The following is a 24,044-nucleotide window of genomic DNA, read 5'->3' as shown; positions in this document are numbered from 1 at the left end:
GTGCGTCCGCGCGCCCGTGGCCCCACTCATCCTGTGGACGCGGGCAGCAGGTCCAGGATCTCCGACCAGGGCTTGCCGTACTCCAGCCGCCGCACCCGCACGCCCGCCTCGGCGAGGGTGTCCAGGTGCCGCCGCCAGGCCGGGTGCCGGAACCGGGCGTCCTGCACCTGGTATCCGACGATGATCGTCACGGCCGGATCGCCGAGCACGTCACCCAGGACGGTGAGGGCCTGGTTGTCGGCGATGCCCAGCGCGAGCTTGGCGACCGAGTTGGCCGACGCCGGCGCGAACAGGAAGACCGGCGGGTCCGGGTGCGGGCGCGGCTCGCCGGGCAGCCGCGAGGCGGCGCGGACCGGCAGGTCGGTCAGCGCGGCCAGCGGCTCGAGTTCACCGGCCGCGTCCAGCCAGCGGTGCGCGGTCGGCGTGAGGGTGATCGCGAGCCGGTGGCCGCGGGCGGCGGCGGGCGCGGCCAGCTCGGCGCGGAACCGGGTGTCCAGTCCCCCGCACGAGCTGCCGATCAGGCCGAGGACGGTCACGGCTTGCGCAGCACGGCGCAGAACATCGCGTCCGTGCCGTGCCGGTGCGGCCACAGCTGCACGTACGGCCCGTCGCCGAGCTGGGGCACGCCGGGGAAGAACTCGCGCGCGTCCAGCACCTCGGCCTTGCTGCGGCGGGCGATCTCGCCGACGACGCCCTCGGTCTCGGCCAGGTGCGGCGAGCAGACGACGTAGGCCACCACGCCACCGGAGCGGGTGAGGTCCAGCGCCGAGGTGAGCAGCTCGCCCTGCAGCCTGGTCAGGTCCGGCACGTCGGAGGGCTTGCGCCGCCACCGCGCCTCGGGGCGGCGGCGCAGCGCGCCCAGGCCGCTGCACGGCGCGTCGACCAGGACGCGGTCGAAGCCGGGTTCCAGGCCGGGGTCGCGGCCGTCGGCGACGTGCACGGTGACCGGCAGGCCCTCGGTCGCCTGCTCGACGAGCTTCGCGCGGTGCGGAGCCTGCTCGACGGCGTCCACGTGCGCGCCCTGGGTCGCGGCGAGCGCGCCGAGCATCCCGGCCTTGCCGCCGGGGCCCGCGCACAGGTCGAGCCAGCGCTCGTCGGCACCCTCCAGCGGCACCCGGGTGAGCGCGACCGCGCACAGCTGGCTGCCCTCGTCCTGCACCACCGCGAGGCGTTCCCGGATCGGCTCCGAGTCGCCGGGGTCGCCCGCGCCCGCGGGCAGGTGCACGCCGTAGGGCGAGTACGGGGCGACGTCGCCGCCGGTGATGGCGGCCAGCTCGTCGGCGCTGATCTCACCGGGCCGTGCGGCCAGGTGGACGGCGGGACGGGCGTCGTCGGCCTCCAGCGCCGCCTGCAGGTCGTCGCCCTTGTCGCCGAGCGCCTCGGCGAACGCGCGCGCCACCCACCGCGGGTGGGCGGTGCGCATCGCGAGGTGCCCGATCGGGTCCTTGTCGCGGTCCGGGGTCAGCTCCGCCATCCACGCGTCCTCGTCCTTCTCCGAGACGCTGCGCAGGACGGCGTTGACGAACCCGGCGACGTGCGAGCCGGCGTCGGCGCGGGCCAGGTCGACGGTCGAGGTGACCGCGGCGTGCTCCGGGATGCGGGTGCGCAGCAGCTGGTAGGCGCCGAGGCGGAGGCAGTCCAGGACCGGTCCGTCGACCTTGTCCAGGGGCCGGTCCAGGCACGCGGCGAGGATCGCGTCGAGCGTGCCCTGGGCGCGGGAGGCGCCGTAGGCGAGCTCGGTGGCCAGCGCGGCGTCCCGGCCGGACAGCCGGTTGCGGCGCAGCATGTCGGGCAGCACGAGGTTGGCGTAGGCGTCGCGCTGGCGGACGGCGCGCAGCACCTCCAGCGCGACGCGGCGCGCCGGGTCCTCGGCCGGTGGGCGGCGGGGGCCCTGTTTGCGGGGCGCCGGTCGGCCGCGCTGGGGCCGGGCAGGCCTGGGCTCGTTCATGACAGCCGTTCTCCTTGCTCGATGCGGGTGCCGCGGGCCCAGTCGGTGGCCGCCATGCGTTTCTTGCCCTGCGCCTGGACCTCGCCCAGCCGCACCGGTTTCGTCGCCGTGCCCGCCAGGACGCGCTTGCGCTCGACGCGCAGCTCGCCGGGCGCCAGCGGGGGCTCGTCGACGATCGTGACCGGGCCGAGCTTGAAGCGTTCGCCGCGGAACTCGGTCCACGCGCCCGGATCCGGCGTGACCGAGCGGATCAGGCGGTCGACCGCGGCGGCCGGGTCGGTGAACGTGACGCGCGCGTCCTCGACGCTGACCTTCGGGGCGTAGGTGACGCCGTCGGCGGGCTGGGGCACCGCCTGGACCTCGCCGTCCTCGATGCCGTCCAATGTGGACGCCAGGAGGCGGGCGCCGGAGACCGCGAGGCGGTCCAGGAGGGCGCCCGCGGTGTCGTCGCCGGCGATCTTCTCGGTGACCACGCCGAAGACCGGGCCCGCGTCGAGTTCCTTGACGATGCGGAAGGTGGACGCGCCGGTGATCTCGTCGCCGGCGCGGATGGCGGCCTGCACCGGCGCCGCGCCGCGCCACGCGGGCAGCAGCGAGAAGTGCAGGTTGATCCAGCCGTGCCGCGGGATGTCGAGGGTGCGCTGCGGCAGGAGCGCCCCGTAGGCGACGACAGGGCACGCGTCGGGGGCGAGTTCGGTCAGGCGCCGCAGGAAATCCGGGTCGCCGGCCTTGGGCGGGGTGAGGACCTCGATGCCGTGTTCGTCGGCGAGGGCGCCGACGGGTGAGCGCAGCAGCTTGCGGCCCCGGCCCGCGGGCGCGTCGGGCCGCGTGACGACGGCGACGACCTCGTGCCGCGGCGAGTCGAGGAGCGCGCGCAGCGACGGCACGGCGGGTTCGGGGGTACCGGCGAAGACGAGGCGCATCAACGCACCTCGGCGAGGGGTGTGGAGTGGGTGGGCATCGGAGCCAGTCTAGTGACCGGCCCCGGCGCCCCGCCCGGCCGGATCAGGGCGTCCGGCCCGGGCGGGGGCGAGATCCGCGATCAGGGCGCGGGGTGCACCACCTGCGCCGCTCCCCCGCCGCGGCGCACCGGCTCGGCCGCGGCCAGCCACCGGCCGTCCGGGAGGCGCTCCACCCCCGTCGCGGCGCCGATCTCGGCCGGCGTCGACGAGAACAGCTGGCCCCGTGCCCGCAGGTCGGAGGCCTCCCGCAGCGCGAGGAACGCCGGTTCGACCTGGGCGGGCCCGGAGTTGCGCTGCGAGGCCCGCGGCGCGGCGATCGCCTCCTCCAGCGACAGCCCGCGGTCCAGCCGGCCGAGCAGCACCTGCAGCACCGTCGTGATGATCGACGCGCCACCGGGCGAACCAGTGGCGAGCAGCGGCTTGCCGTGCTCCAGGATGATCGTCGGCGCCATGGACGACCGCGGGCGCTTGCCCGGGCCGGGCAGGTTCGGGTCGGGCACGCCCGGGGTGACCGGGGTGAACGAGAAGTCGGTCAGCTCGTTGTTGAGCAGGAAACCGCGGCCGGGCACCACGATGCCGCTGCCGCCCTCCTGCTCGATCGTCAGCGTGTAGGCGACCACGTTGCCCCACCGGTCGGCGACGGTCAGGTGGGTGGTGTTCTCGCCCTCGTACGGGGTCGGCGCCGCGGTCCCGGCCGCGCACGGCTGCGGGTGGCGCGGGTCCCCGGCGGCGACGGTGCCCTCCGCCGCGCGGGACGGGTCGATCAGGCACGCGCGGCTGTCCGCGAACCGCTGGCTGAGCAGCTCCCGCGCGGGCACGTCGACGAACGCCGGGTCGCCGATCCACCGGTTGCGGTCGGCGAACGCGAGACGGCTCGCTTCCAGGAAGTGGTGCAGGTAGTCGGCCTCGCCGAACCGGGCGACGTCGAAGTTCTCCAGGATGTTCAGCGCCTCGCCCACGGTCAGCCCGCCGGAGGACGGCGCGGGCATGCCGTAGACGTCGAGGCCGCGGTAGCGCGTGCGGGTGGGTTCGCGCTCCACCGTGCGGTAGGCGGCGATGTCGTCGGTGGTCAGCTTGCCGGGCCGGACGTTGAGCCCGGCGGCCGGATCGACCGGCGGCTGCTGCACGGTCGCCGCGATCTCCTCGGCGATCGGGCCGCGGTAGAGCGCGCGCACGCCCTGGCGCGCCAGCGTCTCGTAGGTCGCAGCCAGGTCCGGGTTGGCGAACGTGCTGCCGACCGCGGGCGGCGCGCCCCCGGGCAGGTACAGCTCGCGGGTGCTCGGGAACGCCGAGAAGCGCTGCGCGTTGTTGGCGATCTGCGTGTGGAAGGTCTGGTCCACGGTGAAGCCGTCGCGGGCCAGGCGGGCGGCGGGGCGCAGCACCTGGTTCAGCGACCGGGTGCCCCACTTGCGCAGCGCGTCCTGCCAGGTGGCCGGCGTGCCGGGCACGCCGACGGACAGGCCGCTGGTGACGGCCTCGGCGAACGGGATCGGCTGCCCGTTTTCGACGAAGAGGTTTTCGTCGGCGCTGGCGGGCGCGGTCTCGCGGCCGTCGAGGGTGTGGACCTGGCGGGTGCGGGCGTCGTAGTAGACGAAGAACCCGCCGCCGCCGATGCCGGCGGAGAAGGGGTCGGTGACGCCGAGGGCCGCGGCGGTGGCGACGGCCGCGTCCACCGCGTTGCCGCCTTCGGCCAGCACCCTGGTGCCGATCGCGGTGGCGTCGGCGTCGATGCTGGCGACCGCGCCGCCGAACCCGGTGGCGACCGGCTGTTTCGGTGGGGCCTCTTCGGCGTACGCGACGCCGGGGGCGAGCAGGACCGCACTGACGAGAACCGCGAAAGCACGCAGAGTCCGCATTTTCCGCAGTCTGCCCGGTTCCGCGCCCGCGCTCAACCGGAGCAGGGCAGGATGATCACCGTGTCCAGGATCAGCGCCGGCGAAGCGATCGGCTCCCTCATCGCGATCGTGTTCGGCCTCGTGTTCGTGCTCGTCAACAGCGGCGGGCTCGCCGCGCCGTGGCCGCTGGTGCTCCGGATCGCCGCCGCGGTGGTGGCGGTGGCGTTGTTCGCGCTGCTGGCGCGGCGCGGGAAGCCGGTGGGCGGCGCGGGCACGACGTTCTTCGGCCGGCACCGGTTCTGGCTGATCGTCGCGGCCGAGGTGGTGGCGCTGTTCGGCGGGTTGTTCGTGATCAACGGCGTGCTCGGGCACGGCGAAGCGGGTGTCGCGTGGATCGCCGTGGTGGTCGGGGTGCACTTCGTCGCGATGGGGCGGGCGTTCCGGCTCGCCCGGTTCGTGACGCTGGGCGGGGCCATGACGGTGCTCGGGGTGGCCGGGTTCGTGCTCGCCGCCATGAGCGCGAGCGCGGCGGTGATCGGCCTGGTGGCGGGTGTGCTGTCCGGCTTCGCGTTGTTCGCCGCGGCCGGTCACGCGCTCGCCCCTAGATGAGTAATTCCGATCTCGGTCAGTGGTCGTAGGCGATCAGGGATCGGGTGGTGGGGTTGGCTGGTGGCGCGGTTGTGCCAGATGGCGGCGGTGAGCGCGAGGAGGCGTTGTGCGATGCGGGCGGCGACTCCTTCGATGGTGCGGCCGCCGTGTAGTTCGAGGTCGAGTTGGCCTTTGAGGCTGGCGTTGACCGATTCGATGAGATGGCCGACCGGTTTGAGCAGGTGCTGGGCCGGGTGCGGGATGCGGTTGCGGTAGGACGGTCGCCGCAGTCGCACTCCGCGGTCGGTCAGGTAGGTGCCCAGTTCTTGGGAGACGTAGCCCTTGTCGGCCAGGATGAGCAGGTCAGTCCTCACAAACTGATCTTGAACACCCTTCACCCATCTCCACACACCACCCAGGGTTAGGACTTACTCATCTAGATGAGGGCCAGCGGGTCCAGCTGGATCCGCACCGCCGCGGTTTCCTTGCGTGCGGCCCGCGCGGCCTGCGCCGAGGCCAGGCAGGACGCCAGCGCCCGCCCGTCCGCGCGGGGCACGCGGATCAGCGCCCGCTCCCGCTCGGAGCGGCCCTCCTCGTCCGGCTCGGTCAGCGGCACCGGCCCGAGGACCTCCGCGGACGGCGGCAGCTCCGTCTCCGCGAGCAGCGCGGCCACCGCCTCCGGCGTGCCTTCCACGCTCGCCATCCGCACCGCGGGCGGGAAGCCCAGTTCGCGGCGCTCGGCCAGTTCCCGCTCGGCGTGCCAGGCCGGGTCCCAGCGGACCAGTGCCTGCACCGGCGCGAGCGGGGCCTCCGCGCCGACGACGACCCGGCCGCCCGCCGACGACGGCCGCACCAGCGCCGCCGCCGCCATCCAGCGCCGCAGCGTCTCCTCCGCCGCCCGCAGGTCCTGCCGCCCCAGCAGCGCCCAGCCGTCCAGCAGCAGCGCCGCGCCGTAGCCGCCCTCGGCCACCGGCTCGGCCCCGGGCGTGGACACGACCAGCGCCGGCCGCCCGGGCACGGACGCCAGCACCTCCCGCGCGCCCGAGGTGCGCACCGGCACGCCCGGGAACGCCCGGCCCAGCTCTTCCGCGGTCCGCTTCGCGCCGACCACCACCGCCCGCAGCCGCGCGGAACCGCAGGCCGGGCACCGGAAGTGCGCCTCGGGGGTGCCGCACCAGCGGCAGCTCGGCGGGTGCGCCACGTCGGCCCCCGCCCCGCCCGGCAACCCGAGCGGGCCGGCGCAACGGCGGCAGTGCGCGGGCGTCCGGCACTGCCCGCACGCCAGCGCGGGCACGTAACCGCGCCGGGGCACCTGCACCAGCACGGGCGCGCCGGCCGACAACGACTGCCGCGCGGCCTCGAACGCCACCGAGGGCAGCCGGGCCACGCGCGCGGCCTCGTCGCGCGCCACGTCGAAGTCCTCGCCGACCGGGGTCACGCGCGGCGCGGCCTTCCGCAGCTCGTCGCGGGATCCGACGATCGGGTGCGCCCACCGCGTCTCGACCAGCAGCTGGGCCTCCGCGGTGCGGGCGAACCCGCCCGCGACGAACGACGCGCCCTGCGCGTGGGCCCGCAGCGCGAGCACGTCCCGCACCTGCGGGTACGGCATGTGCGGGTCGACGTGCAGGTCGTCGCCGTCGTCCCACACCACGAACAGCCCCGGGTCGGCGACCGGGGCGAACATCGCCGCGCGGGTGCCGACCACGATCGGCACCGACCCGCGTGACACCGCCAGCCACCGCCGGTACCGCTCGGCCGGCCCAGTATCGGCGGACAACGCGACCACGGCGTCCGCACCGGCGATCCGCACGCACGCGTCGTGCACGCGCGTCAGGTCGCGGTGGTCCGGCACGACCAGCAGCGCGCCGCGCCCGCTCGCGGCGGCGAGGGCCGCGAGTTCGGCCAGCCGCGCGGGCCAGTCCTCCCCCGGCAGCGCCTGCCACACGGCGTGGGCCTGCCGGGCGGCGCGCAGCGCGTCGGTGAACGACCCGCCGAACTGGTACCGCTGCCACGCCTGCGCCGAGGGCGCCTCGGTCACCTCGGCGCGCTCACGGGCGGGCTCGGACTCGGCCTTGGCGTGCCGGGGCGGGATGGCCAGCCGGAGCACGTCCATGAGGGTGCCGCCGTAGTGGTCGGCGACGCGGCGGGCCAGCCCGTAGAGGGTCGGCGACAGGACCGGCTCGGGCGAGGTGACCCGCTCCAGGAACGCCAGCCGCCCCTTGTGCTCGGTGGTGGACGCGCGCTCGACGAGGAACCCGTCGACCAGCTGCCCGGCGAACCGCACCCGCACGCGGCAGCCGGGCACCGCGTCGGCGTCGAGCTTGTCCGGCACCTGGTAGTCGAAGGTGCGGTCCAGGTGCGCGAGCGGCACGTCCACCACGATGCGTGCGACGGGATCCTTCTCCGCCGGCTTCTGCTGCCCCTTCCGGGACGCCGGACGCTTCGCCGCGGCCCGTTTCGGGGACGCGGGCAGGTCCCAGAGCGCGTCGGAAGAGGTCACGCTTGTTCTCTACCAGACACGCCCCGGGGCCTCAGGCCCCGGCGAGGGACCGTAGCGCCTCGGCGCGGTCGGTGTTCTCCCAGGGCAGCTTGACGTCGGTGCGGCCGAAGTGGCCGTACGCGGCCGTCGCGGCGTAGATGGGGTGCAGCAGGTCCAGGTCGCGGATGATCGCGGCCGGGCGCAGGTCGAACACCTCGGTGATCGCGGCCTGGATCTTGGCCGGGTCGACCGTCTCGGTGCCGAAGGTCTCCACGAACAGGCCGACCGGCGAGGCCTTGCCGATCGCGTAGGCGACCTGCACCTCGACCCGCCCGGCCAGACCGGCGGACACGACGTTCTTGGCGACCCAGCGCATCGCGTAGGCCGCGGAGCGGTCCACCTTCGACGGGTCCTTGCCGGAGAAGGCGCCACCGCCGTGGCGGGCCATGCCGCCGTAGGTGTCGACGATGATCTTGCGGCCGGTCAGCCCGGCGTCACCCATCGGGCCGCCGATGACGAACCGGCCGGTCGGGTTGACCAGCAGCTTCACGTCGCTGTGGTCGAGCTCGATCTCGTTCAGCTCGGGCATCACGACCTGCTCGCGCACGTCGACGCCGAGCATGGTGTCCAGGTCGATGCCGTCGGCGTGCTGGGTGGACACCACGACGGTGTCCAGCCGCACCGGCTGGTCGCCCGCGTACTCGATGGTGACCTGGGTCTTGCCGTCCGGGCGCAGGTAGGGCAGCACACCGTCCTTGCGCACGCGGGCCAGGCGGCGGGACAGCCGGTGGGCCAGCGCGATCGGCAGCGGCATCAGCTCGGGCGTGTCGGAGCACGCGTAGCCGAACATCAGGCCCTGGTCGCCGGCGCCCTGCCGGTCGATCTCGTCGATGGCGTTCTCGACGCGCGACTCGTAGGCGGTGTCCACGCCCTGCGCGATGTCCGGGGACTGCGCGCCGATGGCGACGTTCACGCCGCAGGAGTTGCCGTCGAAGCCCTTGGCCGAGGAGTCGTAGCCGATGTCGAGGATCCGCTCGCGCACGATCGTCGGGATGTCGGCGTAGGCCTCGGTGGTCACCTCGCCTGCGACGTGCACCTGGCCGGTGGTGATCAGCGTCTCCACCGCGACGCGGGAGCGCGGGTCCTTGGCGAGGAGGGCGTCCAGGATCGAGTCGCTGATGGCGTCACAGATCTTGTCCGGGTGCCCCTCGGTCACCGACTCCGAAGTGAACAACCTGCGGTTAGACGCGGTCACCACGCTCACATCCCATCAACTCTTCTGTCCCTCCGGCGTCCAGACTAGGCGCGCCGGTCAGTGCCTGATGAATTCCCCGACGGCGTCCCACACCGCGGCGGCCAGTTGCGCTTTGGAGCCCAGCGGGATAGGCCGCTCGGTGCCGTCGGCTGACAGCAGCCAGCCCGCGTTCTCCTCGACCTCGAACGCCCTGCCATCCCCGACGGCGTTCAGAACCAGCAGGTCACAGCCCTTGCGCCGCAGCTTCGCACGGCCGTGGTCGAGTACGCTACCGCGCTCGTCGCCCGTTTCCGCGGCGAAACCGACAATGACCTGTCCTGGCAATCGATTCGTTACCAGTTCCGCGAGAATGTCCGGATTGCGGGAAAGCGTGATGACGGGATCCGGCTGGTCGTCGGTTTTCTTGATTTTGTGGCCGGATCGGTTCGCGGGACGAAAATCAGCGACGGCGGCGGCCATCACGACGACGTCCGCCTCCTTGGCGGCCTCGGTGACGGTGTCGCGCATCTGCTCGGCCGTCGACACGCGGCGCAGCACGGCGCCCGCGGGCTCGGGCAGCTCGACGGTGTGGCCGGCCACCAGCGTGACCTCCGCGCCCCGCTGCGCGGCCACGCGGGCCAGCGCGTAGCCCTGCTTGCCCGACGAGCGGTTGCCCAGGTAGCGGACCGGGTCCAGCGGCTCCCGGGTGCCGCCCGCGGAGACGACGACGCGCAGGCCCTCCAGGTCGCGCGGCAGCGCCGACGGCTGGGCCAGCAGCAGCCGGGCCAGGTCGACGATCTCGGCCGGGTCGGCCAGCCGTCCCTTGCCGGTGTCGGCGCCGGTGAGGCGTCCCGCGGCGGGTTCGGTCACCACGGCGCCCCTGGACCGCAGCAGCGCCACGTTGTCCCGGGTGGCCGGGTGCTCCCACATCTCGGTGTGCATCGCCGGGAAGAAGACGACCGGGCAGCGCGCGGTGAGCAGCGTGCCGGTGAGCAGGTCGTCGGCGCGGCCCTGGGCCGCGCGGGCCATCAGGTCCGCGGTCGCCGGGACGACCAGCACCAGGTCCGCTTCCTTGCCGATGCGGACGTGCTGCACCTGGTCCACCTCGGTGAACACGCCGGTGTGCACGGGGTGGCCGGACAGCGCCTCGAAGGTGGCCGCGCCGACGAACTTCAGCGCGGCCTCCGTGGGCACCACGCGGACGTCGTGACCGGACTCGGTCAGCCCGCGCAGCACCTCACACGCCTTGTAGGCGGCGATCCCGCCGCCCACACCGAGCACGACGCGAGGTTTACTCACCCTCGGTGTGCTCGAGCAGGCCGGCGTGGATCTCGCGCAGCGCAATCGACAGCGGCTTCTCGCGCGGGCCCGGCTCCACGAGCGGGCCGACGTACTCGAGCAGCCCCTCGCCGAGCTGGGCGTAGTAGTCGTTGATCTGGCGAGCGCGCTTCGCGGCGTAGATCACCAGCGCGTACTTCGAGCTGACCTTGGCCAGGAGGTCGTCGATCGGCGGGTTGGTGATGCCTTCGAGTTCCTCGCCGTAAATGCCGAGCGATGCGGTCACGCGCCTATGCTCCTGAGTTCTCTTCGTGAAGTCGGTGGTCTCCCCGCAGCAAGTCTAACAACTGCCGCGCGGCTTCCCCGACGTCGGCGTTCACCAGCCGCACGTCGAATTCACCCGCCGCCGCGAGCTCGCGCTCCGCTTCGGCCAGCCGGGCGTTGACAGCGGCCTCCTCCTCGGTGCCGCGGCCCTTGAGCCTGCCGACCAGCTCGTCCCAGGACGGCGGCATGAGCATGACCAGCCTGGCGTCGGGCATGGCGGCGCGCACCTGGCGCGCCCCCTGCAGCTCGATCTCCAGTACGGCCGGCCTGCCCTCGGCCAGTGCCCGCTCGACCGGTTCCCGGGGCGTGCCGTAGCAGTTGCCGGTGAACTCGGCGTGTTCGAGCAGCTCGCCCGCGGCGACCATCTTGTCGAACATCGCCCGGTCGATGAAGTGGTAGTGGACCCCGTCGACCTCGTCCGGGCGGGGTGGCCGCGTGGTGACCGAGACACTGAAGTAGATGTCCGGGTCCAGCCGGCGCAGCGCGCCGACCACGCTGGACTTCCCGACCCCGGACGGGCCGGAGACGACCGTGAGCCGGCTCCGGGACCCCTGGTGCGCCTGGCCCGGAACCGGCTCACGGTGCGACGCCGGGCCGGCATGCCCGCCGGCCCCGGTGACGCGGTCGCTGCCGGTGTCGCTCACTCGCCGCTGAACTCGGCCAGCAGCGCCTTGCGCTGCCGGTCACCAAGGCCGCGCAGCCGCCGGCTCGGTGCGATCTCCAGGCGCTCCATGGTCTGCTGAGCGCGCACCTTGCCGACGCCGGGGAGGGCTTCGAGCAGGGCGGAGACCTTCATCTTGCCGAGAACCTCGTCCTCGTCGGCCTGCTTCAGCACGTCGGTGAGCGTGGTGCCGCCTCGCTTGAGGCGCTCCTTCAGCTCAGCGCGGGCACGACGAGCGGCAGCGGCCTTCTCCAGCGCCGCCTTGCGCTGTTCCTCGGTCAGCTGGGGAAGTGCCACGTTTTCCTCCGTAGTACTCAAAATTCTGGGTGGGTGACGCGACGGTACCCACCCCGCGCCACCGGCCACAATGCGGGGGGTGGTCGCTCGGTTCCTGGACAGGGACCTGATATTGGCGCTATCCGGTCAGACTCGCCTGCGTGCGGCGCACCGCGTCGCGCAGCGCGACGGGGTCCGGACCGTGCCTGAGAACGTCCCTGGACGACGCGGGCAGCACCCCCGGCAGGTCCGCACCGAAGAGGCGGCGAAGATCGTCCACGGTGGCTCCCTGGGCCCCGAAACCGGGCGCCAGGACCGGCCCGTTCAGCCCGGTCAGGTCGAGCTCGCCGGGCTCGATCGTGGCCCCCACGACGACGCCGACGTCGCCGAGGGAGGCGGCGCCGGCGTTGCACCGGGCCGCCTCGTCCACAATCGACTGCGCGACGGTCTTCCCGTTGGCCAGCAAGGCGTTCTGCAGCCCGCCGGCCTCCGGGTTGGAGGTGCGGGCGAGCACGAACAGGCCCTCGCCGGCGCCCAGGGCGGGCGCCAGCGAGCCGAACCCGAGGTAGGGCGAGACGGTGATCGCGTCGGCGCGGATCGGGGCCGCGTCGCCGAGGTAGGCCGCCGTGTAGGCGGCCATCGTCGACCCGATGTCGCCCCGCTTGACGTCCAGCAGGACGAGCGCGCCGCGGTCCCGGGCGTGCTCGACCACGCGGGCCAGTACGGCCACCCCGGGCGGCCCGTAGGCCTCGAAGAAGGCCGACTGGGGCTTGACCACGGAGACCTCCTCGGCGAGGACGTCAACCGCCGTCAGCGCGAACTTCTCCAGCCCGCCCGGGTCCCGGTCCAGGCCCCACGCGTCGAGCAGGCCGGGGTGGGGGTCGATCCCCGCGCACAGGTTCCCGCGCGCGGCGACCGCCTCCACCAGCCGGGCGCCGAAGCCCGTCACGCTCACGACTTGGCCCGCAACGCCGCCTGCAGGTCCTGCAGCGACCGGACGCCGATGTCGCCCCGGATCAGGGCCTCGATGCCGTGCACGGCCGCCGCGGCGCCCTGCACCGTGGTGATGCACGGGATGTCCCGCGACACCGCCGCGGTGCGGATCTCGTAGCCGTCGATGCGCGGGCCGCTGTTGCCGTACGGGGTGTTGATCACCATGTCCACGCCGCCGGAGGCGATCACCTCGACCACGTTCGGCTCGTCAGGCGCGCTGCCCTCGGAGTACTTGCGCACGACCGTGCTGGGGACGCCGTTGCGCCGCAACACCTCGGCGGTGCCGGAGGTCGCGAGGATCTCGAACCCGAGGTCGGCCAGCCGCTTGACCGGGAACACCAGCGCCCGCTTGTCGCGGTTGGCGACCGAGACGAACACCTTGCCCGAGGTGGGCAGCGACCCGTAGGCCCCGGCCTGGGACTTCGCGAACGCCTCGCCGAAGGAGGTGTCCACGCCCATGACCTCGCCGGTGGACTTCATCTCCGGCCCGAGCAGCGAGTCCACGCCCTTGCCCTCCGGCGTGCGGAAGCGGTGGAAGGGCAGGACCGCCTCCTTGACCGCGACCGGCGCGTCGATGGGCAGGTGCCCGCCGTCGCCCTCGGCGGGCAGGATGCCGCGGGCACGCAGGTCCTTGATCGAGGAGCCGGTCATGATCAGCGAGGCCGCCTTGGCCAGCTGCACCCCGGTCGCCTTGGACACGAACGGCACGGTGCGGCTGGCGCGCGGGTTGGCCTCCAGGACGTAGAGCACGTCGTCCTTGAGCGCGTACTGCACGTTGAGCAGGCCGCGCACGCCGACGCCGCGGGCGATCGCCTCGGTGGAGGCGCGCACCGCCTCGACGTCCTGGCGGCCCAGCGTGATCGGCGGCAGCGCGCACGAGGAGTCGCCGGAGTGGATGCCGGCCTCCTCGATGTGCTCCATGACGCCGCCGAGGTACAGCTCCTCGCCGTCGAACAGGGCGTCCACGTCGATCTCGATGGCGTCGTCGAGGAACCGGTCGACCAGCACCGGGTGCTCGGGCGTGACCTCGGTGGCGCGCTGGATGTAGCCGGCCAGGGAGGCCTCGTCGTAGACGATCTCCATGCCGCGGCCGCCGAGCACGTAGGAGGGCCGCACCAGGACCGGGTAGCCGATCTCGTCGGCGATCCGCTTGGCGCCCTCGAACGAGGTCGCGGTGCCGTACTTCGGGGCGGGCAGGCCCGCGCCCATCAGCACGTCGCCGAACGCGCCGCGGTCCTCGGCCAGGTTGATCGCCTCGGGCGAGGTGCCCACGATCGGCACGCCCGCGTCGGCGAGGCGCTGCGCCAGCTTCAGCGGGGTCTGCCCGCCGAGCTGGACGATCACGCCGGCCACGGTGCCCGAGCGCTGCTCGGCGTAGACGACCTCGAGCACGTCCTCGAAGGTCAGCGGCTCGAAGTAGAGGCGGTCGGAGGTGTCGTAGTCGGTGGACACCGTCTCCGGGTTGCAGTTGACCATGACGGCCTCGAACCCGGCCTCGCGCAGCGCCAGCGCGGCGTGCACGCACGAGTAGTCGAACTCGATGCCCTGGCCGATGCGGTTCGGCCCGGAGCCCAGGATGAGCACCTTCGGCTTGTCCGGCTGCGCGGTGACCTCGGACTCGGCCGCGGGGTCGGACTCGTAGGCCGAGTAGTGGTACGGCGTCTTGGCGGCGAACTCGGCCGCGCAGGTGTCCACCGTCTTGTACACCGGCCGCACACCGAGGCGGTGGCGCAGCGCGCGCACGCCGTCCTCGCCGGCCAGCTCCGGCCGCAGGGCGGCGATCTGCTGGTCGGACAGGCCGACGCGCTTGGCCTCGCGCAGCAGCGGCGCGTCCAGCACCGGGGCGTCGCGCACCTCGGCGCCGACCTCGCCGATCAGCGCGATCTGGTCGATGAACCACGGGTCGATGCCGCTGGCCTCGTGCACCTGCTGGACGGTCGCGCCCAGGCGCAGGGCCCGCTCGACCGCGTAGAGGCGGCCGTCGTGCGGGGTGCGCAGCGCTTCCAGGGTGTTCTCCAGCGTGGCGCCCTCGGGGTCCGGGGTGGTCCAGAACCCGGACGCCTTGGTGTCGATCGAGCGCAGCGCCTTGCCCAGCGCCTCCGGGAAGCTGCGGCCCAGGGCCATCGCCTCGCCGACGCTCTTCATCGTGGTGGTCAGCATCGGGTCGGCGCCGGGGAACTTCTCGAACGCGAACCGCGGCACCTTGACCACGACGTAGTCCAGGGTCGGCTCGAACGAGGCCGGGGTCTCGCCGGTGATGTCGTTGCGGATCTCGTCCAGCGAGTAGCCGATGGCCAGCTTCGCGGCGATCTTGGCGATCGGGAAGCCGGTGGCCTTCGAGGCCAGCGCGCTGGAGCGGGACACGCGCGGGTTCATCTCGATGACGACCATGCGGCCGTCGCGCGGGTTGATCGCGAACTGGATGTTGCAGCCGCCGGTGTCGACGCCGACCTCGCGCAGCACGGCGATGCCCACGTCGCGCATGTGCTGGTACTCGCGGTCGGTCAGGGTCATCGCGGGCGCGACGGTGACCGAGTCGCCGGTGTGCACGCCCATCGCGTCGATGTTCTCGATCGAGCAGATCACCACGACGTTGTCGTGGCGGTCGCGCATCAGCTCGAGCTCGTACTCCTTCCAGCCGAGCACGCTCTCCTCGATGAGCACCTCGGTGACCGGAGACTCGGCGAGGCCGATCGAGGCCAGCCGCTCCAGCTCCTCGTCGGTGTGCGCCATGCCGGAGCCGAGGCCGCCCATGGTGAACGAGGGCCGGATGACGACCGGCAGGCCCAGCTCGGCGACGGTCTCGCGGACCTCGTCCATCGAGTGGCACACGCGGCTGCGCGGGACGTCGCCGCCGATGGCGCGGACGATGTCCTTGAACTTCTGCCGGTCCTCGCCGCGCTGGATCGCGTCGATGTCGGCGCCGATCAGCTCGACGCCGTACTTCTCCAGCACGCCGCGCTCGTGCAGGGCGACGGCGGTGTTCAGCGCGGTCTGCCCGCCCAGGGTGGCCAGCAGGGCGTCCGGGCGCTCGGCCGCGATGACCTTCTCCACGAAGTCCGGCGTGACCGGCTCGATGTAGGTCGAGTCGGCGAACTCCGGGTCGGTCATGATCGTGGCCGGGTTGGAGTTGACCAGCGAGACCCGCAGGCCCTCCTCGCGCAGCACCCGGCAGGCCTGCGTGCCCGAGTAGTCGAACTCGGCGGCCTGGCCGATGACGATCGGGCCGGATCCGATGACGAGCACGTGCTCGATGTCTGTACGTTTCGGCATCAGCGGCTCTTCTTCTCCATCAGGGTCACGAACTCGTCGAACAGCGGCGCGGCGTCGTGCGGGCCCGCGGCCGCCTCGGGGTGGTACTGCACCGAGAAGGCGGGCACGTCGGCGCAGCGCACGCCCTCGACCGTGTCGTCGTTGGGGCAGTAGTGGCTGACCTGCGCGGCGCCGAACGGCGACTCGAACCGCTGACCCGGCTCACCCTCCAGGGCGAAGCCGTGGTTCTGCGCGGTGATCGCCACCCGGCCGGTCTCCACGTCGATCACCGGGATGTTGATGCCCCGGTGGCCGTAGCGCATCTTGTAGGTGCCCAGCCCCAGCGCGCGGCCGAGGATCTGGTTGCCGAAGCAGATGCCGAACAGCGGGATCTCGCGGCGCAGGACCTCCTCGGTCAGCGCGACCGCGTGGTCCTGGGTGGCCGGGTCGCCCGGGCCGTTGGACAGGAACACCCCGTCCGGCTCGACGGCCAGCAGCTCGTCCAGCGAGCTGGTCGAGGGCAGCACGTGCAGCTCGATGCCGCGGCGGCTCATCTGGCGCGGCGTGTTGGACTTGATGCCCAGGTCCAGCGCGGCGACACGGAAGCGGCGCTCGCCCTCAGGGGCGACCACGTACGGCTGCTTCGTGGTGACCTCGCCGGCCAGGTCGGCGCCCTTCATCGGCGGGCTGGCCAGCACCTGAGCGGTCATGGCCTCCTCGGTGTCCAGCGCGTCGCCGGAGAACACGCCGGCCCGCATCGCGCCCCGCTCGCGCAGGTGGCGGGTCAGGGTGCGGGTGTCGACGCCGCTGATGCCGACCACGCCCTGGCGCGCCAGCTCCTCGTCGAGGGTGCGGCGGGACCGCCAGTTCGACGGGGTCCGGGCCGGGTCGCGCACGACGTAGCCGGACACCCAGATGCGGGCGGACTCGTCGTCCTCGTCGTTCCAGCCGGTGTTGCCGATCTGCGGCGCGGTCTGCACCACGATCTGGCGGTGGTAGGACGGATCGGTCAGCGTCTCCTGGTAGCCGGTCATGCCGGTGCAGAACACGGCCTCGCCCAGCGTGCGGCCCTGGGCGCCATAGGCCGATCCGCGGAACACCCGCCCGTCCTCCAGCACCAATGCGGCCGGTGTCCTGGTGCCCACGGTCACTGGGCCCCTCCCTTGATCTCTCGTTCGGACAAGCTTTCGATCCACTGTGGATAGACGTCGAGGTCGTCGCCGCGGAAGCCGGTGTCCAGCTCCTTGTCGCCGAGCCGCCAGGTGATGACGATGAGGCTGTTGGTGCCCATCACCTTCCCGGCGATCCCGCTCGCGCGCTTGACCTCCACAATGGACTCGCGCGGGATGAAGAACCCGGGCGCGCCGGCCCGGTCGACCTCCACGCCCTCGCGGTAGAGCCGCAGCACCGCCCGCCCGCGCAGGCCGACGCCGCGCGTGACGATCCGGTCCTGCCAGTCGCCGGCCGTGGTGGTGCTCACGTAGAGCCCCTTGTTCGCCGGCAGCAGCTCCTCCCCCGGCTCGGCGGGGGTCTGCGGGAACGGCGGCAGCTGCGCGCTCTGCGAGCGCGCGCGGCGCCGCCAGCTTCGTCGCATGGCCCAGAGCCCGAGCAGGAAGCAGGCGAACACCAGCAGGGTGAGCAGCAACCGTTCCATCAGCAGATCTTCCCTTCGCGGGCCGTCACGCGCCCGCGCAGCAGCGTCGCGGTCACCACGGCGGGCAACCGCATTCCCTCGTACGGGGTGTTGGCGGCGAGGCTGGCCAGCTCCGCCCCCCGCACGGTCCATTGTGCGCCCGGGTCGACCAGCGCGAGGTTGGCCGGTTCCCCGACGGCGAGCGGTCGTCCCTGGTCGGGCAGGCCGGCGATCTCCGCGGGCCGCTCGCTCATGACCTTCGCCACGCCGCGCCAGTCCAGCAGGCCGGTCTCGACCATGGTGGCGGCGACCACGGACAGGGCGGTCTGCAGGCCGAGCATGCCGGGCCGGGCGGCCGACCACTCGCAGTCCTTGTCCTGGGGCGCGTGCGGGGCGTGGTCGGTGGCGACGCAGTCGATGACGCCCTCGGCCAGGGCGGCGCGCAGCTTCTCCACGTCGGCGTCGGTGCGCAGCGGCGGGTTGACCTTGTTCACCGGGTCGTAGGTGGCCAGGCGCTCGTCGGTCAGCAGCAGGTGGTGCGGTGTGACCTCGGCGGACACCCTGGTCCCGCGCTCCTTCGCCCAGCGCAGCACGTCGGCGGTGCCGCTCGTGGAGACGTGGCAGACGTGCAGGCGGGCGCCGGCGTGCTCGGCGAGCAGGCAGTCCCGGGCGACGATCGACTCCTCGGCCGAGGCGGGCCAGCCGGCGTAGCCCAGGCGCGAGGCCTGCTCGCCCTCGTGGGCCTGCGCGCCGACGGTCAGCCGCGGCTCCTCGGCGTGCTGCGCGATCACCACGTCCAGCGCGGTCGAGTACTCCAGGGCCCGGCGCATGATCAACGGGTCGTGCACGCAGTGGCCGTCGTCGGAGAACACCCGCACCCCGGCGGCCGACTTCGCCATCGTGCCCAGCTCGGCCAGCCGCTCCCCCTTCAGGCCGACGGTCACGGCGCCGACCGGGTGCACGTCGACCAGGCCGACCTCGCGGCCGCGGCGCCACACGTGCTCGACGATCACCGAGTTGTCGGCGACCGGGTCGGTGTTGGCCATCGCGAAGACCGCGGTGTAGCCGCCGAGCGCGGCCGCGGCCGAGCCGGTCTCGATGGTCTCGGTGTCCTCGCGGCCGGGTTCACGCAGGTGGGTGTGCAGGTCGACGAAGCCGGGCAGCAGGACCTGGCCGTTCGCCTCGATCACCTCGGCGTCGTCGGGCGCGCTCACGGATCCGATCTCGCTGATCGTTCCGCCGGTGACCAGGACGTCCACCGGGTCGCCCTCGCCGTAGAGCCGGGCGCCCTTGATCAGAACCTGGTTCACTTCGCGTCTTCCTCTCCGGCGAGCAGGTGGTACAGCACGGCCATCCGCACGTGCACCCCGTTGCGGACCTGTTCGGTGATGGCCGCGGACGGCGCGTCGGCGACCGCGGAGGCGATCTCCATGCCGCGCAGCATCGGGCCGGGGTGCAGCACGACCGCGTGTTCGGGCAGCAGCCGCAGCCGCGCCTCGTTGAGGCCGTAGGCGATCGAATACTCCCGCGCGGACGGGAAGAACCCGCCGTGCATTCGCTCGGCCTGCACGCGCAGCATCATCACCGCGTCCAGGGCGGGCAGCTCGGCGTCCAGGTCGTGCGACACGGTGACCGGCAGCGCCCCGACCCCGGCGGGCAGCAGCGTCGGCGGGGCGACCAGGACGACCTCGGCGCCCAGCGCGGACAGCAGGTGGATGTTGGAGCGCGCGACCCGGCTGTGCAGCACGTCGCCGACGATGCCGATCCGCCGGTCCTTGATGCCGCCGAGCCGTTCCCGCAGGGTGGCGGCGTCGAGCAGCGCCTGGGTGGGGTGCTCGTGCATGCCGTCCCCGGCGTTGACGACCGACGTGCCGGTGCCCTCCAGCCAGCCGGCCAGGCGCTGCGCGGCGCCGGAGGCCGGGTGGCGGACGATGACGCAGTCGGCTCCGGCCGCGGACAGGGTCAGCACGGTGTCCCGCAGCGACTCGCCCTTGCCGACCGAGCTGCCGCCCGCCGAGACGTTCACCACGTCGGCGCTCATCCACTTGCCCGCGATCTCGAACGAGACCCGGGTGCGGGTGGAGTTCTCGTAGAACATGGTGATGACCGTGCGGCCGCGCAGGGTCGGCAGCTTGCGGACCTCGCGGCCGAGCAGGGTGCGCTTGAGGCCGTCGGCGGTGTCCAGCACCGCGGTCGCCAGGTCGGGGTCCAGGCCTTCGGTGGCCAGCAGGTGCTTCATGCCTTCGCTTCCCCCTCGCGCAGCAGCACCGCGTCACGCCCATCCACTTCGGACAGCAGGACGGCGACGTCTTCGGCGCGTGCGGTCGGGATGTTCTTGCCCACGTAGTCGGCCCGGATCGGGAACTCGCGGTGCCCGCGGTCGACAAGGACGGCCAGCTGCACGGCCCGGGGGCGGCCGTGGTCGCGCAGGGCGTCCAGCGCCGCGCGCACGGTCCGGCCGGAGAACAGCACGTCGTCGACCAGGATCACCACGCGGTCGTCGATGCCGGTGTCGGGCAGGGTGGTGTCCGCGAGCGGCCGCGTCGGGCGGCGGCGCAGGTCGTCGCGGTAGAGGGTGATGTCCAGGGCGCCCGTGGGGACCTCGACGCCGGAGAACTCGGCGATCCGCTCGGCCAGCCGGGCCGCGAGCGAGGTGCCCCGGGTCGGGATGCCCAGGAGAACGGGAGGTGCGCCCGTGCCGCCGTCGAGGGCGGTCTTCTCGATGACCTGGTGGGCCATCCGGGCGATGGTGCGCGCGACATCACCGGCGGAGAGCAGCTCGCGCTCGCCGCCTGGTGCTGCCGCGTCACGAGGGCGTGACGCCACAGCGGACTCCTTCCCCGCCTCACCGGACGGGTCCTTAAAGGACGTCGATCTCCTGCTTGCCGAGGAAATCCCCCCGATGTTAACAGGCGGCACCGTTCAGCCGTCCGGGTGGTGCCGGGGGCATCATGTTCTTGACCTGGTGACGACAATGCGTAACCATTACTCTGAGTGTTCAACTCGGCAGTCCCCCGGCGGCCCATGAGACCGACTGGGCGAGGAAACGGAGAACCACCAGATGGGCGATTACGCCAAGGCGCTCGGGGCGAAGCTCCGCGGGATCCGCCAGCAGCAGGGGCTGTCCCTGCACGGGGTCGAGCAGAAGTCCGGCGGACGCTGGAAGGCTGTCGTGGTCGGTTCCTACGAGCGCGGCGACCGGGCGGTGACCGTTCAGAAGCTGGCCGAGCTGGCCGACTTCTACGGCGTGCCGGTGGTCGAGCTGCTGCCCGAGGGCCGGGTGCCGTCCGGGGCCGAACCCGCCACCAAGATCGTCATCAACCTGGAGCGGCTGCAGCAGCTGCCTGCCGAGAAGGTCGGCCCGCTCGCCCGCTACGCCGCCACGATCCAGAGCCAGCGCGGCGACTACAACGGCAAGGTGCTCTCCATCCGCACCGAGGACCTGCGGTCGCTGGCCATCATCTACGACATGACCCCCGGCGAGCTGACCGAGCAGCTCATCGACTGGGGCGTCCTCCCGCCCGAGGCGCGACCCGCCAAGGAGGACTAGGCAACAGGCCCTCCCGCCGCCCGCGTGGCGGTGCGGGTGGCTGAACCTCGAACCAGCGCCGGCCCGACCACCCCTGGTGGACGCGCCTCGCGCGAACCAGAACCCGCGGCGGTGCGAGCTGACTGCCCTCCCGTCGCGGGACGAAACCGCCTGACCAGCGAAAAGCCCGGCGCGATCTCCGCGCGCCGGGCCTTTCTCGTGTCTTCTGCCAGGTCAGAGCACCGCGCGGATGCGGTCGGCGATCGTGCCGATCCGGCCCAGCACGCCGTTGACGAACCGCGGCGAGTCGTCCGTGGACAGCTCCCTGGCCAGGCCCACCGCCTCGTCGATCGCCACCGGGTCGGGCACGTCGGCCGCCCACAGCAGCTCGTAGACGCCCACCCGCAGCACGGCCAGGTCGACCGGCGGCATCCGCTCCAGGCTCCAGCCGTGCGCGTGCTCGGCGAGCAGCTCGTCGATGCGCTCCCGGTTCGCGGTGACGCCCTCGACGAGCGAGATCGTGTAGTCGCCGATCGGGTCGGCGTCGGTGGAGCCCACCCGGTCCGCCAGCAGCGTCACGGGATCGAGTGAACGCTGGGCGGCTTCGTACAGGATCTCGACGGCGCGCCTGCGGAGTGCGCGGCGGCCGGTCTGGCCACCGCGCCGGGGCGCCGATGCGGAGTCGGACAACCTAGGCCCTGCCCAGGTAACGGCCGTCGCGGGTGTCGACCTTCACCTTCTCGCCGGTGCTGAGGAACAGCGGCACCTGGATCTCGGCGCCGGTCTCCAGCGTGGCCGGCTTGGTGCCGCCGGTGGAGCGGTCGCCCTGCAGGCCGGGGTCGGTGTGCTGGATGACCAGCTCGACCGAGGTGGGCAGCTCGACGTAGAGCGCGACGCCCTCGTGCATCGCGACCTGGACCTCGGTGTTCTCCAGCAGGTAGTTCGCGCCGTCGCCGACGGTCTCGCGCGGCACGGTGATCTGGTCGAACGTCTCGCCGTCCATGAAGACGAAGTCCGACCCGTCGTTGTACAGGTAGGTCATGTTGCGCCGGTCGACGGTCGCGGTGTCGACCTTGGTGCCCGCGTTGAAGGTCTTGTCCACCACCTTGCCGGACAGGACGTGCTTGAGCGTGGTGCGCACGAAGGCGCCGCCCTTGCCCGGTTTGACGTGCTGGAAGTTCACGACGGACCACAGCTGTCCGTCGAGGTTCAGCACCAGGCCGTTCTTCAGGTCGTTGGTGGTGGCCACGGGTTGTCCAGTTCTCCTGTTTCCGATCGGGCCGCGCTACACGACCACGAGTTCCTTGCTGCTCAGGGTGAGGAGTTCGGGATCGGCGTCCCGCACGACCAGCGTGTCCTCGATGCGCACGCCACCGCGGCCGGCGAGGTAGACGCCTGGCTCCACGGTGACCGTCATGCCGACGGACAGTGTACCGGCGACGTTCATCGCGAGCCTCGGTGCCTCGTGCACCTCCAAGCCGACGCCGTGACCGAGCCCGTGCGAGAACTCCTCGCCGTGCCCGCCCTGCTCGATGACGCGGCGGGCGGCCAGGTCGACGTCGGCGACCTCCTGCCCGGCCAGCGACGCCTCCAGCCCGGCCTGCTGGGCCCGGCGGACCAGCTCGTAGAGGTCGGCCTGCCAGTCCGCGGGGCGGCCGAGCACGACGGTGCGCGTCATGTCCGAGTGGTACCCGTCCACGGTCGCGCCGAAATCCAGTTTGACGAAGTCACCCGCGTGCAGGGGGCGGCTGGTGGGCCGGTGGTGCGGGATCGCCGAGTTCGGCCCGGCGGCGACGATCGACTCGAACGACGGCCCGGACGAGCCGTGGTCGAGCATGCGGTTCTCCAGGTCGCGGGCGACCTCCAGCTCGGTGCGGCCGGGCCGGATGCCGCCGTGCTCCAGCAGGCTCGCCAGCGCCCGGTCGGCGGCCGCGCACGCCATCCGCAGCGCCTCGATCTCGGTCTCGTCCTTGATCAGCCGCAGCTGCTCGACCAGGCCGGGGGCGCGGGTCAGCTCGATGCCGTCCGCGACGCGGCTGAACTCGTCGTGGGCCTCGACGCTGACGTGCTGGCTTTCGAAGCCGGTGCGCCGGTGGGCGGCCGCGTCCCCGGCGGCGCGGGCGAGCAGGGCGGCGGCGCTTTCCCGCTCGATGACCCGCTCCAGGTCGGGCACCTCGGCCGCGGCCTGGGTGGTGTAGCGGCCGTCGGTGCAGAACAGCGTGCGGCTCTCGCCGTCGCCGTGGACCAGCAGCGCGGCGTTGGAGCCGGTGAAGCCGGTCAGGTAGCGGACGTTGAGCAGGTCGGTGACGAGCAACGCGTCGACGCCGGACTCGTTGAGCACCGTGCGCAGGGCGTCGCGCCGCGAGGCGTGGAGGTCGGGCACAGTGGCAGCTTAGTGCGGTGCGACGATGGGTGGATGGGTATGCGGTCCTGGCTGGTACGGGGTCTCGGCATGGCGGTGCTGCACGCGATCGCCGAAGTCGCGCTCGCCAAGGCGACGGTGTACGACCCGACGGGCCTGACGACGGCCCGGATCGCCGTGATCGCGCTGCTGGTGGGCGCCGCGGCGCTGTGGAGCGCGCTGGACGCGTGGCTGCGCCGGGAGGACGCCGGGCGCACGTGGTTCATCGCGTCGCTGGTGGCCGGCCCGGTGTCCGGGGTGCTGTACGTGATCGGCCGCGCGATCTTCGTCGACCGGACCGGCGCGGAGGAACTGTGGCCCGCGATCTCCGGTGGAGCCGCGTTCACGGCGCTGCTGGTCCTGGTGCCGGCCGGTCTGGGCCTGTTCGTCGGCGGACGGCTCAAGCGACCCGCGGACGAGCCGCCCAAGCGCCCGCGTCCCAGCCCGCGCCCGCGGACCGCCGGGGATTGAGTCAGCCGAGCGCCGCGCCGGCCGGGTAGTCACGCCACTGCGCCGGGGTCGCATCCCTCGGTCCACGAGCCGTCGGCCCCCGGCAGGGCCGCATTCACCGCGCTGCTGGTCCTGGCGCGCGGCTCAAGCGGCCCACCGCGCCCCAAGCCCGTGCCCACGGGCCGATCGGAATAGCACACG

General features: G+C 73.0%; 23 protein-coding genes and 1 pseudogene. 3 read left to right on the top strand and 21 right to left on the bottom strand.

Annotated elements, in window-relative coordinates; genetic code table 11:
• Window positions 1–26 precede the first annotated feature (26 nt).
• The 4 genes from ABZ215_RS32670 to ggt all read right to left on the bottom strand — a co-directional run bounded on the left by ABZ215_RS32670 (window position 27) and on the right by ggt (window position 4,766).
• On the bottom strand, window positions 27–536 hold the full coding sequence (locus ABZ215_RS32670; RefSeq protein WP_020422342.1) for a flavoprotein: 510 nt from the start codon (window positions 534–536) through the stop codon (window positions 27–29).
• Window positions 533–1,948, bottom strand: coding sequence for a transcription antitermination factor NusB (locus ABZ215_RS32665; protein ID WP_354954043.1), 1,416 nt, complete (start codon window positions 1,946–1,948; stop codon window positions 533–535). The genes ABZ215_RS32670 and ABZ215_RS32665 overlap by 4 nt, the downstream gene beginning before the upstream one ends.
• Window positions 1,945–2,871 carry a methionyl-tRNA formyltransferase gene (gene fmt, locus ABZ215_RS32660; RefSeq protein ID WP_354711942.1) on the bottom strand — a complete coding sequence of 309 codons (927 nt, stop codon included), beginning with the start codon at window positions 2,869–2,871 and terminating at the stop codon, window positions 1,945–1,947. Before fmt ends, ABZ215_RS32665 begins: the two co-directional genes overlap by 4 nt.
• A 119-nt stretch (window positions 2,872–2,990) precedes the next feature.
• Window positions 2,991–4,766 (bottom strand): gamma-glutamyltransferase, encoded by a 1,776-nt coding sequence (gene ggt, locus ABZ215_RS32655; protein ID WP_354954041.1) that lies wholly within the window; start codon window positions 4,764–4,766, stop codon window positions 2,991–2,993.
• Window positions 4,767–4,817: 51 nt separating this feature from the next.
• Here ggt and ABZ215_RS32650 point away from each other — a divergent pair, with 51 nt between their 5' ends.
• Window positions 4,818–5,354, top strand: a complete 537-nt coding sequence (locus ABZ215_RS32650; RefSeq protein ID WP_354954040.1) for a hypothetical protein — start codon at window positions 4,818–4,820, stop codon at window positions 5,352–5,354.
• A gap of 16 nt (window positions 5,355–5,370) precedes the next feature.
• Here ABZ215_RS32650 and ABZ215_RS32645 read toward each other — a convergent pair.
• The 14 genes and pseudogenes from ABZ215_RS32645 to pyrR all read right to left on the bottom strand — a co-directional run.
• Window positions 5,371–5,695 (bottom strand): annotated as a pseudogene (locus tag ABZ215_RS32645) (IS982 family transposase); the annotation flags it as partial.
• 74 nt (window positions 5,696–5,769) lie between these two features.
• Entirely contained in the window at window positions 5,770–7,833 is a 2,064-nt protein-coding gene (locus tag ABZ215_RS32640; protein WP_354954038.1) for a primosomal protein N', read from the bottom strand.
• 31 nt (window positions 7,834–7,864) lie between these two features.
• Window positions 7,865–9,067: a methionine adenosyltransferase gene (gene metK / locus ABZ215_RS32635; protein WP_354954036.1), complete on the bottom strand. Its 1,203-nt coding sequence runs from the start codon at window positions 9,065–9,067 to the stop codon at window positions 7,865–7,867.
• A 57-nt stretch (window positions 9,068–9,124) separates the two neighbouring features.
• Entirely contained in the window at window positions 9,125–10,327 is a 1,203-nt protein-coding gene (coaBC, locus tag ABZ215_RS32630; RefSeq protein WP_354954034.1) for a bifunctional phosphopantothenoylcysteine decarboxylase/phosphopantothenate--cysteine ligase CoaBC, read from the bottom strand.
• 10 nt (window positions 10,328–10,337) lie between these two features.
• Window positions 10,338–10,610 (bottom strand): DNA-directed RNA polymerase subunit omega, encoded by a 273-nt coding sequence (rpoZ, locus tag ABZ215_RS32625; RefSeq protein WP_017983069.1) that lies wholly within the window; start codon window positions 10,608–10,610, stop codon window positions 10,338–10,340.
• Window positions 10,611–10,614: 4 nt separating this feature from the next.
• On the bottom strand, window positions 10,615–11,292 hold the full coding sequence (gene gmk, locus ABZ215_RS32620; protein WP_237339439.1) for a guanylate kinase: 678 nt from the start codon (window positions 11,290–11,292) through the stop codon (window positions 10,615–10,617).
• Complete coding sequence (gene mihF, locus ABZ215_RS32615; RefSeq protein ID WP_017983071.1) at window positions 11,289–11,606, bottom strand: integration host factor, actinobacterial type; 318 nt, start codon at window positions 11,604–11,606, stop codon at window positions 11,289–11,291. The genes gmk and mihF overlap by 4 nt, the downstream gene beginning before the upstream one ends.
• Before the next feature lie 118 nt (window positions 11,607–11,724).
• Window positions 11,725–12,534 (bottom strand): orotidine-5'-phosphate decarboxylase, encoded by an 810-nt coding sequence (gene pyrF / locus ABZ215_RS32610; protein WP_027936506.1) that lies wholly within the window; start codon window positions 12,532–12,534, stop codon window positions 11,725–11,727.
• A 2-nt stretch (window positions 12,535–12,536) separates the two neighbouring features.
• Window positions 12,537–15,851 carry a carbamoyl-phosphate synthase large subunit gene (gene carB / locus ABZ215_RS32605; protein WP_020422353.1) on the bottom strand — a complete coding sequence of 1,105 codons (3,315 nt, stop codon included), beginning with the start codon at window positions 15,849–15,851 and terminating at the stop codon, window positions 12,537–12,539.
• Entirely contained in the window at window positions 15,851–16,981 is a 1,131-nt protein-coding gene (gene carA / locus ABZ215_RS32600) for a glutamine-hydrolyzing carbamoyl-phosphate synthase small subunit (protein WP_237339438.1), read from the bottom strand. Before carA ends, carB begins: the two co-directional genes overlap by 1 nt.
• A complete protein-coding gene (locus ABZ215_RS32595) occupies window positions 16,978–17,484 on the bottom strand; it encodes a hypothetical protein (RefSeq protein ID WP_020422355.1) in 507 nt (168 codons plus the stop codon). Before ABZ215_RS32595 ends, carA begins: the two co-directional genes overlap by 4 nt.
• Window positions 17,484–18,773: a dihydroorotase gene (locus tag ABZ215_RS32590; protein WP_354954032.1), complete on the bottom strand. Its 1,290-nt coding sequence runs from the start codon at window positions 18,771–18,773 to the stop codon at window positions 17,484–17,486. Before ABZ215_RS32590 ends, ABZ215_RS32595 begins: the two co-directional genes overlap by 1 nt.
• On the bottom strand, window positions 18,770–19,702 hold the full coding sequence (locus ABZ215_RS32585; protein ID WP_354954030.1) for an aspartate carbamoyltransferase catalytic subunit: 933 nt from the start codon (window positions 19,700–19,702) through the stop codon (window positions 18,770–18,772). Before ABZ215_RS32585 ends, ABZ215_RS32590 begins: the two co-directional genes overlap by 4 nt.
• Window positions 19,699–20,289 (bottom strand): bifunctional pyr operon transcriptional regulator/uracil phosphoribosyltransferase PyrR, encoded by a 591-nt coding sequence (pyrR, locus tag ABZ215_RS32580; RefSeq protein WP_020422357.1) that lies wholly within the window; start codon window positions 20,287–20,289, stop codon window positions 19,699–19,701. The genes ABZ215_RS32585 and pyrR overlap by 4 nt, the downstream gene beginning before the upstream one ends.
• Window positions 20,290–20,524: 235 nt before the next feature.
• Between pyrR and ABZ215_RS32575 the strand changes: the two genes are divergently transcribed.
• Window positions 20,525–21,013: a transcriptional regulator gene (locus tag ABZ215_RS32575; protein WP_020422358.1), complete on the top strand. Its 489-nt coding sequence runs from the start codon at window positions 20,525–20,527 to the stop codon at window positions 21,011–21,013.
• Window positions 21,014–21,226: 213 nt separating this feature from the next.
• On the opposite strand, the gene nusB is transcribed toward ABZ215_RS32575, so the two are convergent.
• Genes nusB through ABZ215_RS32560 form a run of 3 tightly spaced genes read right to left on the bottom strand, consistent with a single transcriptional unit; the run spans window position 21,227 to window position 23,375 of the window.
• The gene (gene nusB / locus ABZ215_RS32570; protein WP_020422359.1) at window positions 21,227–21,682 is read right to left on the bottom strand and encodes a transcription antitermination factor NusB; all 456 of its coding nucleotides are present in this window, start codon (window positions 21,680–21,682) and stop codon (window positions 21,227–21,229) included.
• 1 nt (window position 21,683) lies between these two features.
• Window positions 21,684–22,241, bottom strand: coding sequence for an elongation factor P (gene efp, locus ABZ215_RS32565; RefSeq protein WP_020422360.1), 558 nt, complete (start codon window positions 22,239–22,241; stop codon window positions 21,684–21,686).
• 36 nt (window positions 22,242–22,277) lie between these two features.
• Window positions 22,278–23,375: a Xaa-Pro peptidase family protein gene (locus ABZ215_RS32560; protein WP_354954028.1), complete on the bottom strand. Its 1,098-nt coding sequence runs from the start codon at window positions 23,373–23,375 to the stop codon at window positions 22,278–22,280.
• 33 nt (window positions 23,376–23,408) lie between these two features.
• On the opposite strand from ABZ215_RS32560, the gene ABZ215_RS32555 reads away from it, so the two are divergent.
• Window positions 23,409–23,864: a B-4DMT family transporter gene (locus ABZ215_RS32555; protein WP_354954026.1), complete on the top strand. Its 456-nt coding sequence runs from the start codon at window positions 23,409–23,411 to the stop codon at window positions 23,862–23,864.
• Window positions 23,865–24,044: the final 180 nt, after the last annotated feature.

The organism is Amycolatopsis sp. NPDC006131, assembly GCF_040614175.1.
Lineage (GTDB): Bacteria > Actinomycetota > Actinomycetes > Mycobacteriales > Pseudonocardiaceae > Amycolatopsis_E > Amycolatopsis_E tucumanensis.
This window is presented reverse-complemented; position numbering and strand designations above follow the sequence as displayed.

Coding starts and splice junctions, on each gene's coding strand:
- fmt (WP_354711942.1), bottom strand. CDS start 2,871: ATGCGCCTCGTCTTCGCCGGTACCCCCGAACCCGCCGTGCCGTCGCTG.
- ggt (WP_354954041.1), bottom strand. CDS start 4,766: ATGCGGACTCTGCGTGCTTTCGCGGTTCTCGTCAGTGCGGTCCTGCTC.
- carB (WP_020422353.1), bottom strand. CDS start 15,851: ATGCCGAAACGTACAGACATCGAGCACGTGCTCGTCATCGGATCCGGC.
- ABZ215_RS32575 (WP_020422358.1), top strand. CDS start 20,525: ATGGGCGATTACGCCAAGGCGCTCGGGGCGAAGCTCCGCGGGATCCGC.
- ABZ215_RS32650 (WP_354954040.1), top strand. CDS start 4,818: ATGATCACCGTGTCCAGGATCAGCGCCGGCGAAGCGATCGGCTCCCTC.
- ABZ215_RS32555 (WP_354954026.1), top strand. CDS start 23,409: ATGGGTATGCGGTCCTGGCTGGTACGGGGTCTCGGCATGGCGGTGCTG.
- ABZ215_RS32665 (WP_354954043.1), bottom strand. CDS start 1,948: ATGAACGAGCCCAGGCCTGCCCGGCCCCAGCGCGGCCGACCGGCGCCC.
- ABZ215_RS32595 (WP_020422355.1), bottom strand. CDS start 17,484: ATGGAACGGTTGCTGCTCACCCTGCTGGTGTTCGCCTGCTTCCTGCTC.
- ABZ215_RS32585 (WP_354954030.1), bottom strand. CDS start 19,702: ATGAAGCACCTGCTGGCCACCGAAGGCCTGGACCCCGACCTGGCGACC.